The organism is uncultured Devosia sp., assembly GCF_964244875.1.
GTDB lineage: Bacteria > Pseudomonadota > Alphaproteobacteria > Rhizobiales > Devosiaceae > Devosia.
Genome location: NZ_CAXTKA010000005.1, coordinates 216,237 through 229,958, shown reverse-complemented (window position 1 = coordinate 229,958; position 13,722 = coordinate 216,237). Strand labels below are relative to the sequence as shown.

Genomic DNA, 13,722 nt, shown 5'->3' with positions numbered 1-13,722 from the left:
GGGCGACCCCATGCTCCCCATCTGCTCCCCACGGACCGTTCGTCGCGGCCCCGCTTGGTGTGGGAGATGTGAGGGGAAGGATAGCGCAGGGCATCGGGGTGGGGAGAAGGGGGATAGAGGGGATGGATCGGGGCCGAACGAGGACCCCCACCCGGCCAAAGGCGCGGAGCAAGGTGGTGACTTCGGCCTCGGCGCCGGCGTCATGGCCGACGACGAACACCGTGCGGCCCGCCCAGGCTCGCCGGATCGACCATCAAATGGGCGCTGACGCTGTTGAGCGCTCTGACCACACGCACCTCGGGATGGGCGCGCTGGATTGCCTCGGCGAGCGGGATATCGATGGAGCGGTCCACCGCGGAATGTAATTGCCGATATCGAGCACGGGGACGTTGTCGGTGGAGGTGGTGAGGGGGGAGGCGTCATGCCCCACGTGACTGCCTATAGGGAAAATCGCTCCGGTGAAGTCATCGAAGCGATCGTGTCCCTGCCGTTGCGAGGATTTGGTCGGCCGCTGGGAGATCGAGCAAAATCTAGCCGCGACGCGCTGCCTCGATCGCGGCCACGTCGATTTTGCTCATCGTCATCATCGCCTCGAAAGCGCGCTTGGCCTCCGCCCCGCCAGCGGCCATCGCCTCGGTCAGGGCGCGCGGCGTGATCTGCCAGGATATGCCCCATTTGTCGCGGCACCAGCCGCACTGGCTTTCCTCGCCACCATTGCCGACAATGGCATTCCAGTACCGATCGGTCTCTTCCTGGTCGTCGGTCGCGATCTGGAACGAAAAGGCCTCGCTGTGCTTGAAGGTCGGCCCGCCATTAAGGCCCATGCACCGGATGCCAAACACGGTGAATTCCACGACGAGCACGTCGCCCGCCTTACCCGACGGATTATCGCCAGGCGCCCGGTTGACCTTGCCAACCGTGCTGTCGGGAAACGTCTGCGCATAAAACCGCGCCGCCGCCTCGGCATCCTTGTCATACCAAAGGCAGAGCGTATTCTTGGGAGTGGCCATCGTGTGTTCCTTTCACTGGGTTGGTAGAGGGACGACGGATGATCACTCCGCAATTCGACACGAGGATGAAAGATTTGTTCTCCAACCGCCCGATCGGGCGTGCCTACGCCGCATGGCGGCTCCAAACGGCATCCGGCCTAGGCCGGTGGTTCGGTGACGAAGGGCATGATATCGACGGAGTCACCGGGAAAAATGGCGAAATGCGGGTGGTTCGAGAACAGTTCGGCTGCCGCTTCGATCGTCTCGGCCTCGACCACGAGGTACCCGCAGACGGAGTTGCTCGCCGGTGCGGTGCCGGCCTGGTTCACCCGTGTGGTCTTGCCCACCATGCCGCCGCGATCAGCGATCGAGGCCATGATGCGCTGCTCCCACGCCTCCCAGACCGGCAGGCCGGCCCCGTCGATGGCATCCTGCTCGGCTTTGGGCATGGCCCGGAACTGGACGACATTTTCGGGTCGCATCATGTAGATGGCGAGGAAACGGGGCATGGCGGGGCTCCTGATGGAGGCTACAGCGTAGGCTGGTCGGAGCGGCAGTCAACCGACCCAATCGCGGCCGCGAGCGACAGCCAGAGTAATCCTCATGGTGAGGCGGGAGCGCAGCGACCCTCGAACCACGAGGACGTGGCAGGATTCAAGGGGTGGTTCCCGCAGTTCAGCGCGCCTGCCCTCGTGGTTCAAGGCTCACAAGCGCTCGCATCTCACCATAAGAGCTTTTGGTCGTGAGCTAGAAGATTTAAACTTGGACTAAACATTTAGCACGCTGTCTTCCAATCGAATTTAGCATGCAACAACAAGCAACTAATTGCTTCTTATATAACCCACATACCGACGGTTTTCTGCGGTGCCTTTAACCTTAGTCACCAGCTTCGCCTTCACCAGCCGCCCCAGCACCGAGTAGGCCAGATAGTCCTTTTGCTTGCCGTCTTGATCACTTTCCAAACCAAGCAGCCGGGTCACTTCAGAATTGGTCATCTCCTCTGACTGCGCAAGAATTTCGAGGATTGCCTCCTCAATCAGCTTCAAGCCCGTCTGAGCTTTTTCGTAAGGCAACATTCAACTACACCCCGTCGTCGTCCCGCAATCTTCGCACACCATGCAGTGCCCGCTGACTTTCATGCGCATCGAGTTGCAGTTGCTGCATTGGTCGCCGGTGTAGCCTTTCATCTGGGCTTCGGCGCGCAGGAGGTGTTTGTCGGTCGAGGGGGGTGGGGAGGGGATGGGGGAGAGTTCGGCGGCGTTGAGGACCGTCGCCGAGGGTTCGATCTTGAGGGCGGTGGCGGAGCGCAGCGCCGTCACGGTCGAGATCGAGGCGGATTGGGTCGCGTAATGTGCGGTATGGGCGGTGGGCACCAGCATCAGCGATGAATTGGCGGTGCGGCCGCGGGTCATGCCGCGAGAGACGAACTTGTCGGCGGGCACCGGCGCGGGCGCGGCGGGGGCGTTGCGGGTGCTGTGCTCCTCGGACACGCCGCCCGACAGCGATGTGGGGGAGGCCGGGTTCACATGGGCCAGGTCGTCGCGATCGAGATAGGAGACGGCCAGCTCGCGGAACACATAGTCCATGATCGAGGTCGCGTTCTTGATGCGGTCATTGCCCTGGACCATGCCGGCGGGCTCGAAGCGGGTGAAGGTGAAGGCCTCCACATATTCGTCCAGCGGCACGCCATATTGCAGGCCCAGCGAAATGGCGATGGCGAAATTGTTCATCATGGCGCGGAAGGCGGCGCCTTCCTTGTGCATGTCGATGAAGATTTCGCCCAGGCGGCCATCGTCATATTCGCCGGTGCGCAGATACACCTTGTGGCCGCCGACCACGGCCTTCTGGGTATAGCCCTTGCGGCGATCAGGCATCTTCTCCCGGGAGCGCACCTGCTCGATGATGCGCTCGACAATGCGTTCGGCCACGGCCGGCACGCGGGCGGCGGGGGATTGGGCCAGGAGCATCTCGACGGCGTCGTCGTCCTCCTCGTCCTCGTCGGCCGCGGCCAGCACCGATGAATTGAGCGGCTGGCTCAGCTTGGAGCCGTCGCGATAGAGCGCATTGGCCTTGAGCGCGAGGCGCCAGCTCATCATGTAACTCTGCTTGGCATCCTCGACGGTGGCGTCATTGGGCATGTTGATGGTCTTGGAAATGGCGCCCGAAATAAAGGGCTGGGCGGCCGCCATCATCAGGATGTGCGAGGAGACCGACAGCGAACGCTTGCCGATCTTGCCGCAGGGGGTGGCGCAATCGAACACCGGCAGGTCCCCGACCTTGAGGTGCGGGGCACCTTCCAGCGTCATGGCGCCGCAGACATGGATATTGGCGGCCTCGATCTCCTTGCGCGAAAAGCCCAGGAACGGCAGCAGCTCGAACGAGAAATCGTTCATCTGCTCCTGCGTGACGCCCAGGCCCTTGAGGAAATCGGCGCCCAGCGTCCACTGGTTGAAGATGAACTTGATATCGAAGGCGCTCTCGGTGGCGGCGTTGAGCGCAGCGATCTTGTCGTCGGTAAAGCCCTTGGCACGCAGGCTCGACGGGTTGACGCCGGGGGCCTGGTTGAGATTGCCGTGGCCCACGGCATAGGCCTCCATCTCGGCGATCTGCGCCTCGCCATAGCCCAGCGTGCGCAGGGCAGGCGGCACGGCGCGGTTGATGATCTTGAAATAGCCGCCGCCGGCGAGCTTCTTGAACTTGACCAGGGCGAAATCGGGTTCGATGCCGGTGGTGTCGCAATCCATGACCAGGCCGATCGTGCCGGTGGGGGCAATCACCGACACCTGGGCATTGCGATAGCCATGGGCTTCGCCCAGCGCCAGGGCATTGTCCCAGGCCAGCTTGGCGCGTTCGGACAAGGCGGCGTCGTGCAGATTGGCATGATCGAGCGGGATGGGGTTGATGGACAGCCCCTCATAGCCCGTTTCATGGCCATGGGCGGCGTTGCGGTGGTTGCGGATGACGCGCAGCATGTGCGGCGCATTGCGCTTGTAGTCCTTGAAGGGGCCGAGCTCCTTGGCCATTTCTGCGGACGTGGCATAGCTGACGCCGGTCATGATGGCGGTAACGGCGCCGGCAATGGCGCGGCCTTCCACAGAGTCATAGGGAATGCCCGAGGTCATCAACAGCCCGCCGATATTGGCATAGCCGATGCCCAGCGTGCGATATTCGAACGAGCGCTCGGCGATCGAGCGGGACGGGAACTGCGCCATCATCACCGAGATTTCGAGCACCACGGTCCACAGGCGCACCGTGTGCTCATAAGCGGCGGTGTCGAAGCTGGAATCTGCATTGCGATAGGGCAGCAGGTTGACCGAGGCCAGATTGCAGGCGGTATCGTCGAGGAACATGTATTCCGAGCAGGGGTTCGACGCATTGATCGGACCGGCCTCGGGGGCGGTGTGCCACTCGTTGATGGTAGTGTGATATTGAATGCCGGGATCGGCCGAGGCCCAGGCGGCATAGCCGACCTGTTCCCACAGGTCGCGCGCCTTGAGGGTCTTGGTGACCTTGCCATCCTTGCGGGCAGTCAGGTTCCAATCGCCATCGGTCTCGACAGCTTTCAGGAAATCATCGCTGACGCGCACGGAATTGTTGGAATTCTGGCCCGAAACAGTCAAGTAGGCCTCGCTATCCCAATCGGTGTCGTAGATGGGGAAATCGAGATCGGTATAGCCCTGGCGGGCGAACTGGATGACGCGGAAGATGTAGTTCTCCGGCACCAGCGCCTTCTTGGCGGCGCGAACCTCGCGCTTGAGGGCGGGATTCTTGGCCACGTCGAAGCAATCGTCGCCACTGCCTTCGCAGTTGACGGCGGCTTTCATGATCGCCTTGAGGTGCTTGGAGACGACCTTGGAGCCGGTCACGAGCGCTGCGACCTTCTGCTCTTCCTTGACCTTCCAGTTGATATATTCCTCGATATCGGGATGATCGATATCGATCACCACCATCTTGGCGGCACGCCGAGTGGTACCGCCAGATTTAATCGCGCCGGCCGCCCGGTCGCCGATCTTGAGAAAGCTCATGAGGCCGGACGAGCGGCCGCCGCCCGACAGCTTCTCGCCGCCGCCGCGCAGTTTGGAAAAATTGGTGCCGGTGCCCGAACCGTATTTGAACAGCCGGGCCTCGCGGACCCACAGGTCCATGATGCCATTGTCGTTGACCAGATCATCATTGACCGACTGGATGAAGCAGGCATGTGGCTGGGGATGCTCGTAGGAGCTTTTCGAAGCCACCAGCTTGTGGGTGAACGGATCGACATAATAGTGGCCTTGACCGGGGCCATCGATGCCATAGGCCCAGTGCAGGCCGGTATTGAACCATTGCGGCGAGTTCGGCGCCACGCGCTGGGACGCCAGCATGAAGCACAGCTCGTCAAAGAATGCCTTGGCATCGTCCTCGCTGTCGAAATAGCCGCCCTTCCAGCCCCAATAGGTCCAGGTGCCGGCCAGGCGATCGAACACCTGCCGGGAATCCATTTCCGAGCCATAGCGCTCCGCCTCGGGTAGCTTGGCAAGCGCCGCTTCGTCGGGGACGGAGCGCCACAGCCAGGACGGCACCGAATTTTCCTCGACCTTCTTGAGCACCTTGGCGACGCCCGCCTTGCGGAAATACTTCTGGGCAATGATGTCGGCCGCGACCTGGCTCCAGGCGGCAGGCACGGCAATGTCTTCCAGCTTGAACACCACCGAACCATCGGGATTGCGAATTTCGCTGGTGGCCGAGCGGAAACTAAGGGCGCTGTAGCGGTCTTGATCGGCAGTCGTGAAGCGGCGTTCGATGCGCATTCGCTAATCTCTTTGATAACAATGGTGGCTGCCAGGCGCGGTCGGGAGGGACTCGGGCTGTCGCGTTGCCAGCAGAATGGGCCAGCTTTCCAAGCAGAGTCGACTCCAAGTTTTTCAACTTTTTAACCGCCAGCTCACACCACGTGTTGTGCTTGAGCACAGCATAACCCCAAAATCTGGTATCTTATATGGGATTAGTGGGGATAATCGACAAGCGTCATCAAAGGTAAATGAAAGATTAATAAGACAGTTCCAGCTTGCTCGTGAGCGCGAGGAATCAGGCTAAGTCTGCGCGGCCAAAGACTCTTTTCGCCATTGCGCGACGGCCTTGTCCGCAGCGAGTCAGTGTCAAGCGGACTTTTTTGTGAAAATGCGTGAGCGGAGCCGTGCTTGGCAAATTTTCTGGTGTCAGTGTCAAGCGGACTTTTTTGTGAAAATGCGTGCTATTGCCCGCCGACCCGCCGAAACTCTGGCGAAGCCCGCGCCACTCATGCTAGAGCATCCAGCGCAAAACGATGCGGGCGTCGCGGCGTCTGCATCCGCCATCCGTGAACGCGATACCAGCAGGCAGCCATCATGAAAGACTTCCTCCTCGAGATTTTCCGCTGGTGGCACGGGCAGACCTGGGGCACGCGGCTATGGATCTGGCGGCGCGGCGAACTGGTCGGCACCGACGAGATGGGCAACAGCTATTATCGCGACCGCAAGGCGAACCGCCGCTATGTCACCTATAACGGCGCGGCCGACGGCTCCAAGATCGCGGCCGAATGGCACGGCTGGATGCACTACCGCACCGATGTGCCGCCCACCGAAGCCAAATACGTTCCCCGCGCCTGGGAAAAGCCGCATGTGCCCAACCTGACCGGCACGGCGGAGGCCTATCGCCCCGATGGCAGCATGCTGAACACCGGCGAGCGCCCGCGCGTCACTGGCGATTACCAGGCATGGTCGCCCGAATAAGGATCGGCGGCTTGCACTTGTGCGCCTTTCTTCGAGCAGTGCTGTATCGCGCGCTGGTGCCGATCCTGGTTCCGGCCTGCCTTGTGTCGAGCCCAATCGCGGTCAACGCCGCCCCCATTGCCAATCCCATTGCCACCTTTGCCGGCCTGGACAAGATCACCGGCCGCATTACGCGGTTTGACGTCTATATCGATGAAACCGTGCTGTTCGGCGCGCTCGAGGTGACGCCTCGCGCCTGCTACAGCCGCCCGCCGACTGAAACACAGCGCATATCGGCGTTTCTCGAGGTCGACCAGCGCAGCTTGCAGGGCAATTCCAAACGCATCTTCACCGGCTGGATGTTTGCCGACAGCCCGGCGCTCAACGCCGTTGACCACGCGGTCTACGATGTTTGGTTGATCGAGTGCAAAACCAGCTCCGCCGTACCCCCGCCATCGACGCGGGAAACGCCGGACGCGGGCCAGCAGGCGCAGTAATTTTCACGCACGGCGTCGTTTTGCCGAATGGTCATTCGTCGGGTTTGGAGGGCACGCCACCTCATGGCGGCGGGGCCGACCTGTCCCTGGGAGGAGACACCGATGACGCAAATCCTGATCGCCACGCGCAAGCCGCAACCCTTTGCCGCCATTATGCTGCGGGTGAGCCAGCCGGACATCGCAGCCAAGGCGCCGCCCCTGATTGGCGAGGTCATCGCCTGGATCAAGGCGCATGGCGGCGAAACGGTCGGCGCGCCGTTTTTCAACTATGTCAACTTCTACCCGGACGACACCATGGACATGCAGGTCGGCATGCCCACGGCAACGCTGATGGCCGGCGATGGAGAGGTGACCACGGGCACGCTGCCAGAGGGGCGCTATTGCTCCCTGATCCACGATGGCCCCTACCACGAATTGCACCAGGCCAATATGACGCTGTTGGATTGGGCCAAGGGAGCCGGCCACCAGCTTGATGGCACGGTGGACGGCGACCGGTTCATCGGCGCGACGCGGCTGGAGATTTATCTCTCCGATCCAGGCGAGAGCCCCTCGGGCAATCCGGTGACGGAAGTGAGGTTCCGGTTGGCGGATTGAGGCGCACGTACACTGCGGCCTTAGCCCTGCCGGTCCCAAGCGCTCCAATCCCCCTGACGCTCCAGCGCCGTGGCCAGGAGTTCCTCATAATCCGCGCGCGGAATTTCGATCCCGCCCAGGGAGGCCAAGTGGTCCGTGACGAACTGGGTATCGAGCAGGGTAAAGCTACCGGCGTTGAGGCGATCGACCAAATGGACCAAGGCGATCTTGCTGGCATTGGTCGCCCGGTGGAACATCGACTCGCCGAAAAACGCGCCGCCGATGGCCAGGCCATAGAGCCCGCCGACCAGTGCCGGACCGTCCCAGACTTCCACCGTATGCGCCACGCCGCGGCGGAACAGTTCGCCATAGACCGAGCGGATCGTGGCATTGATCCAGGTCTCGTCGCGATCCTGGCCGACAGTGGCGCAGGCTTCGATGACAGCGTCGAAGTCGGTATCCACACGCACCGTGAACGGCGATCTGCGGATCGCCTTGCGCAGGCTGGTGGCGACGACGAGCCCGTCGAGCGGAATGATGCCGCGCTGTTCAGGGCTGACCCAGAATACGTCAGCGGAACCTGCGCTTTCCGACATCGGGAAAATGCCGGCGCGATAGGCCCGCACGATAAGTTCGGGCGTGATTTCGATATCGAACGGGTCGGAGCGGCGGGCCATATCATCTCCCACACGTTAAACCGCCTTTTTCTTCTCCCCGTCGGGGAGAAGGTGGCGCGTAGCGCCGGATGAGGGGGCGCCGGGTGTTACAAAAGGGTTCGGGATAATGGAGAAATTCCCCCTCATCCGGCTCGCCCTTTGGGCGATCCACCCTCTCCCCGACGGGGAGAGGAATAAGATTAGACCTTGTTCTCGGCCAGATACTTTTCCAGCCAGTGGATATCGTAATTTCCGGCCAGGATGTCTGGCTCGTGGATCAGGCGCTGGAACAGGGGCAGGGTGGTCTTGATCCCGTCGATGACGAACTCGTCCACCGCGCGGCGCAGCCGTTGCAGGCATTCGTCGCGCGTGCGGCCATAAACGATCAGCTTGCCGATCAGCGAGTCGTAATAGGGGGGAATCTTGTAGCCCTGATACACCGCCGAATCGACGCGCACGCCAACCCCGCCGGCCGGGTGGTAAAAGGTAATGGTGCCGGGCGAGGGCGCAAAGGTCTGCGGATCCTCGGCATTGATGCGCACTTCGATGGCATGGCCATAGAACTGCACCTGGCTTTGCGTCATCGACAGCTGTTCGCCCGAGGCGACGCGGATCTGTTCATAGACGATATCGATGCCGGTAATGCGTTCGGTCACCGGGTGCTCGACCTGCAGGCGCGTGTTCATCTCGATAAAGTAGAACGCGCCGTTTTCGTACAGGAACTCGATGGTGCCGGCGCCCGAATATTTGAGCTTGCGCATGGCGGCGGCGCAAATCTCGCCGATCTTGTCGCGTTCCTGCGGCAGGATCGTCGGCCCGCCGGCTTCTTCCCAAACCTTCTGGTGGCGACGCTGCAGCGAGCAGTCGCGCACGCCCAAATGCACCGCATTGCCCTGGCCGTCGCCGAGCACCTGCACCTCGATATGGCGGGGCGTGCCGAGATATTTTTCCATGTAAACGGAGTCGTTGCCGAACGCCGCCTTGGCTTCGGAACGCGCCGTCGACCAGGCGACCAGCACATCGGACTCGCCCAGCGCCACCTTCATGCCGCGCCCGCCGCCCCCGGCAGTCGCCTTGATCAGCACCGGATAGCCAATCTCCTTGGCCGTCGCCAGCGCCGCCGCATCATCGTCCACGGCACCGGCCGATCCCGGCACCACTGGAATGCCCAGTTCGACCGCGGTCTTTTTAGCGGTAATCTTGTCGCCCATGATCTCGATGTGATGGGCCGACGGACCGATAAAGGTCACGTTGTGCTCGGTCAGGATCTTGGCGAAACGCGCATTCTCGCTCAAAAAGCCATAACCCGGATGCACGGCGTCGGCGCCGGTGATCTCGCAGGCGGCCATGATCGAGGGAATATTGAGATAGCTGTCCTTGGCGGCCGGTGGCCCGATGCAGACGCTTTCATCGGCCAGGCGCACATGCATGGCATTGGCATCGGCAGTGGAGTGTACTGCGACGGTCTGGATGCCCAGTTCCTTGCAGGCGCGCAGAATGCGCAGCGCGATTTCGCCGCGATTGGCGATGAGGACTTTTTGGAACATGCCCGTCCTCCTATTCGATGACGACGAGCGGTTCGCCATATTCTACGGGCTGCGAATCTTCCACCAGGATGCGGGCGACCGTACCCGAGCGATGCGCGGGTATCTGGTTCATCGTCTTCATCGCCTCGATGATCAACAACGTTTGTCCTTCGGTCACCTTGGACCCCACATCCACGAAGGCGGGCTTCCCCGGCTCGGGCGAACGATAGGCGGTGCCCACCATCGGGGAGGTCAGCGTGCCCGGATTGGACGCCAGATCCTCGGCGGTGGCGGGAGCAGCCGGCGCAACCGAACCGGCTGGCGCCAGCGACTGCGGCGCTGCAAACTGGGGCGGCGCGATATATTGCGGGGCCGCATAGGTGGGCGCTTCATTGGCATAGGAACGGGTGACGCGAACCCGGAAATCATCCTGCTCGATTTCGATCTCGGCGAGATTTTCCTTGTTGAGCAGTTCGGCGATGGCCCGGATCAGGTCCTGGTCCACTTGGTTTGCCTTGGTCATTCGTCTCGGTCTCCAGCGCTTGCGCGTCGATATCTATTGAAGTTTTTCGGCCAGGGCTTGTAGCGCCAAACTATATCCCACCGCGCCGAACCCGCAAATCACGCCATAGGCGACCGCCGACACGTAGGAATGGTGCCGGAACGGCTCGCGCTGGTGTATGTTGCTCAGATGCACTTCCACCACCGGCAGGCCGGCGGCCTTCAGCGCATCATGGATGGCAACCGAGGTGTGCGAATAGGCTGCCGGATTGATGACGATGCCATCGGCGCCGCCGCGCGCCTCCTGGATCCAGGTAACCAGTTCGCCCTCGTGATTGGACTGGCGAAAATCCACGGTCAGCCCAAGGCTCTCGCCGCCCGATTGGCACAATGCGGCGATGTCGCCAAGCGTTTGGGCGCCATAGATATCGGGCTCGCGAGTGCCGAGCATGTTGAGGTTCGGGCCGTTAAGGACGAGAACGCGCTTTGCCATGATTAGCCTTGTGCACCGGCCCTTGGGACCGCAGCAAGCTCGACTATACCAATTGCATTAAAAAGGCAAAAACCCGCGATTAAAGACGATCGATCGCAGCCAACCGGCCAATTGCGGGGCCCTCCGATCGCCATCCTGTCCCGCCTTAACCCTCGCAATCGGTTTGCCCGCAGGCCCGCATATTGGCGATTCGCCCCTTGAGATCGTCGAGACCAATGGCGCCGGGGATCACTTCATTGCCGATGATGTAGGTGGGCGTGCCGGTAATGTTGAGCGCCTTGGCGATATCATATGAGGTCTGTATCGCCTTGGACACGCCGGCCTCGCCCATTCGCAATTCCAGATCAACCGGGCTCAGCCCCAGATCGGCGGCAGCGGCAAGCGCCACTTTCTTGTCCACCTGGCCGCGGCTGGTGAACAGCGCCTCGTGGAAGACCCAGTAATCGGCATCCGATTCGTTGACCAGCACGGCGACGCGCGCCGCATCGATCGACTCGTTCGAGAGGATCGGAAATTCCTTGAGCACGACGCGCAAATTGGGGTCATCGGCCAGTAGCGCCGCCAGGTCGGGCAGGGCGCTGCGGCAATAGCCGCAGTTGTAGTCGAACAGCTCCACCAGCGTCACGTCGCCGGCCGGATTGCCCAGCACCACCTGGTCGGCATCGTTGAAGATGGCCTCTTGCATCGTGGCGATGGTGGTGGCCGATTGCTCGCGCGTCGCGGTCTTGACCTGGGTCTCGAGCGCGCTCGACAGGCGCTGCAGGATCGCCGGATCGCTCATCAGATAGCTCTCGATCATCGGGTTCAGCACCTGCGGATCAAGGCTCGCTACGGCCTGCGGCGCTGGCGCGACCTGCTGCTCGGCAAGCGCGTCTTCGACGATGCTGCGCACGGCCGCCACATCGATCTGCGCTTTGGGCTGGTTGACCATGGCATAGCCCAGCGCCCCTGCAAGAATGCCCGCCAGGGCGACAAGGGCGAGCGTCAAACGCGGCATGAAGGGCTCCGGTAAACAGCAGTGGTCCCTTCCTCTAGCAGCCTTCGGCGCGCAATGGCAGGCCGTGGCGAAGGCCTTGTTGCCGGCGGGATCAATTGTAGTTGAGGGCCGGCGAGGATCGCGCTAGTGCACCGCGGCACAAAGGGATTCCCATGACCGACAACACGCGCAATGATGGCCTGATGCCCTTTCATGCCATGGAAATCCTCAAGCACGCCAAGGCGCTGGAGGCCGGGGGCCTCACCGTATGCCACCTCGAACTGGGCGAACCCGGATCGCCCCCGGCGCCGCGCGTGATCGAAGCCGTAGCCAAGGCACTGCCACAGGCGCAGGGCTATACCAATGCCAAGGGCCTGATCGAACTGCGCGAAGGGCTGGCGCAGTATTACGCGGCCCAACATGGCGTTGCGGTCGACACCGAAGCCATCCTGGCCACCATGGGCTCGTCGGCGGGCTTCATCTTGGCCTTCCACGCCGCGTTCGCGCCCGGCGCGCGGATCGCCATCACCCGACCGGGCTATCCCGCCTATCGCAACACGCTGGTCGGACTGGGCTTCGAGATTGCCGAAATTCCGCTGGCGCTCGGCAATGGCTGGCAGTTGACCGGTGCCGATATCCGGGCTGCCCATGGCCGGCAGAGCTTTGCCGGGTTATTGTTCGCAAGCCCGGCCAATCCCACCGGCGCCGCTGTCAACCGCGCCGGATTGGCCGATATTGTCGACACCTGCCGGGACCTGGGTGTCCGCCTGATTTCCGACGAGATCTATCATGGGCTGCATTATCGCGGACCGTCCGTGAGCGCGCTGGAACTGACGCGCGACGCCATCGTCATCAACAGCTTCTCCAAATATTACTGCATGACCGGCTGGCGCATCGGCTGGATGGTCATGCCCGACGCCCTGATCCGCCGCGCCGAAATCCTGCAGCAGAACCTGTTCATTTCGGCCCCGACGCTGAGCCAGATCGCTGCCACCGTGGCGTTGGGTGAGCGCGACTATGCAGAAGAACAGAAAGCCGCCTATGCAGCCAACCGGCTGCTGCTCAATGACGGATTGGCGGCGATCGGCTTCGATATCGGCCGGATGTCGGAAGGCGCGTTCTACGTCTATGCCGGGATATCGCGATTCTCCAACGACTCGATGGCCTTCTGCCAGACGCTGCTGGAGCAAGCCGGCGTCGCCACGGCACCAGGCATCGATTTCGACCGCTCCGGTGGACAGGGGTTCGTTCGGTTCTCCTATGCCGGAACGCGCCAGACGATCGAGTTGGCGCTGGAGCGGATGGGACGGTTCTTGCGGTAGGCGACATTGGTTCTGCCGACGTCGTGGATGTTTAGGGGTCGCGGGAACTGAAACGGCTATTCCGCCAGCACGAACGGGCGCAGGCGGTGGCCATCCGGGTCTTCGGCGACGAAGGTGAAGCCGAAATCCATGTCGGTGGGTTCCTGCACGATGGTGATGCCAAGCGCCTTCCAGGCCGCGTAGGTGGCGCGGACGGCGTCTTTGCTGTCTTCGGTGAACGAGATTTCGATGCCGCCGGCAGCCTTGGGCGCCGGCTCGATCTCGCTTCTGATCCAGAGCCCGATCTTGACCCCATTGGGCAAGACATACAGCACGAATGTTGGTGAATATTCCACCGGCTCGACGCCGAGCAGCCTGGTGTAAAGCGCTGCGCTTCGGGCGGGATCGGCAACGGCGAGCAGCAGATAGTTGAGGGTACGCATCGAGATCTCCTGGGTTGGAGCCACCCTTATGAACCACCGGA

14 protein-coding genes are annotated in these 13,722 nt (G+C 62.1%); 4 read left to right on the top strand and 10 right to left on the bottom strand.

The window, feature by feature from the left end:
• Positions 1-530: 530 nt before the first annotated feature.
• The 4 genes from ACFE8X_RS08660 to ACFE8X_RS08645 form a co-directional block, all read right to left on the bottom strand.
• Complete coding sequence (locus tag ACFE8X_RS08660; RefSeq protein ID WP_375451054.1) at positions 531-1,010, bottom strand: VOC family protein; 480 nt, start codon at positions 1,008-1,010, stop codon at positions 531-533.
• Between the two features lie 137 nt (positions 1,011-1,147).
• Entirely contained in the window at positions 1,148-1,498 is a 351-nt protein-coding gene (locus ACFE8X_RS08655) for a hypothetical protein (RefSeq protein WP_375451053.1), read from the bottom strand.
• A gap of 312 nt (positions 1,499-1,810) precedes the next feature.
• A complete protein-coding gene (locus ACFE8X_RS08650; protein ID WP_375451052.1) occupies positions 1,811-2,065 on the bottom strand; it encodes a hypothetical protein in 255 nt (84 codons plus the stop codon).
• Complete coding sequence (locus tag ACFE8X_RS08645; RefSeq protein ID WP_375451051.1) at positions 2,066-5,776, bottom strand: vitamin B12-dependent ribonucleotide reductase; 3,711 nt, start codon at positions 5,774-5,776, stop codon at positions 2,066-2,068.
• 576 nt (positions 5,777-6,352) lie between these two features.
• Between ACFE8X_RS08645 and ACFE8X_RS08640 the strand changes: the two genes are divergently transcribed.
• From ACFE8X_RS08640 to ACFE8X_RS08630, 3 genes are all read left to right on the top strand, one after another.
• Positions 6,353-6,736 (top strand): NADH:ubiquinone oxidoreductase subunit NDUFA12, encoded by a 384-nt coding sequence (locus ACFE8X_RS08640; RefSeq protein ID WP_375451050.1) that lies wholly within the window; start codon positions 6,353-6,355, stop codon positions 6,734-6,736.
• Positions 6,737-6,753: 17 nt separating this feature from the next.
• Positions 6,754-7,212 carry a DUF2155 domain-containing protein gene (locus tag ACFE8X_RS08635; RefSeq protein WP_375451060.1) on the top strand — a complete coding sequence of 153 codons (459 nt, stop codon included), beginning with the start codon at positions 6,754-6,756 and terminating at the stop codon, positions 7,210-7,212.
• A gap of 102 nt (positions 7,213-7,314) precedes the next feature.
• Entirely contained in the window at positions 7,315-7,806 is a 492-nt protein-coding gene (locus tag ACFE8X_RS08630) for a GyrI-like domain-containing protein (protein ID WP_375451049.1), read from the top strand.
• A 20-nt stretch (positions 7,807-7,826) separates the two neighbouring features.
• On the opposite strand, the gene aat is transcribed toward ACFE8X_RS08630, so the two are convergent.
• The 5 genes from aat to ACFE8X_RS08605 form a co-directional block, all read right to left on the bottom strand.
• The gene (aat, locus tag ACFE8X_RS08625; protein ID WP_375451048.1) at positions 7,827-8,462 is read right to left on the bottom strand and encodes a leucyl/phenylalanyl-tRNA--protein transferase; all 636 of its coding nucleotides are present in this window, start codon (positions 8,460-8,462) and stop codon (positions 7,827-7,829) included.
• Positions 8,463-8,641: 179 nt separating this feature from the next.
• Positions 8,642-9,988, bottom strand: coding sequence for an acetyl-CoA carboxylase biotin carboxylase subunit (gene accC / locus ACFE8X_RS08620; RefSeq protein ID WP_375451047.1), 1,347 nt, complete (start codon positions 9,986-9,988; stop codon positions 8,642-8,644).
• Between the two features lie 10 nt (positions 9,989-9,998).
• The gene (accB, locus tag ACFE8X_RS08615) at positions 9,999-10,490 is read right to left on the bottom strand and encodes an acetyl-CoA carboxylase biotin carboxyl carrier protein (protein WP_375451046.1); all 492 of its coding nucleotides are present in this window, start codon (positions 10,488-10,490) and stop codon (positions 9,999-10,001) included.
• Between the two features lie 33 nt (positions 10,491-10,523).
• On the bottom strand, positions 10,524-10,961 hold the full coding sequence (aroQ, locus tag ACFE8X_RS08610; protein WP_375451045.1) for a type II 3-dehydroquinate dehydratase: 438 nt from the start codon (positions 10,959-10,961) through the stop codon (positions 10,524-10,526).
• Between the two features lie 145 nt (positions 10,962-11,106).
• A complete protein-coding gene (locus tag ACFE8X_RS08605) occupies positions 11,107-11,958 on the bottom strand; it encodes a DsbA family protein (protein WP_375451044.1) in 852 nt (283 codons plus the stop codon).
• A 152-nt stretch (positions 11,959-12,110) separates the two neighbouring features.
• On the opposite strand from ACFE8X_RS08605, the gene ACFE8X_RS08600 reads away from it, so the two are divergent.
• Positions 12,111-13,259, top strand: coding sequence for a pyridoxal phosphate-dependent aminotransferase (locus tag ACFE8X_RS08600; protein ID WP_375451043.1), 1,149 nt, complete (start codon positions 12,111-12,113; stop codon positions 13,257-13,259).
• Between the two features lie 56 nt (positions 13,260-13,315).
• On the opposite strand, the gene ACFE8X_RS08595 is transcribed toward ACFE8X_RS08600, so the two are convergent.
• A complete protein-coding gene (locus ACFE8X_RS08595) occupies positions 13,316-13,681 on the bottom strand; it encodes a VOC family protein (protein ID WP_375451042.1) in 366 nt (121 codons plus the stop codon).
• Positions 13,682-13,722: the final 41 nt, after the last annotated feature.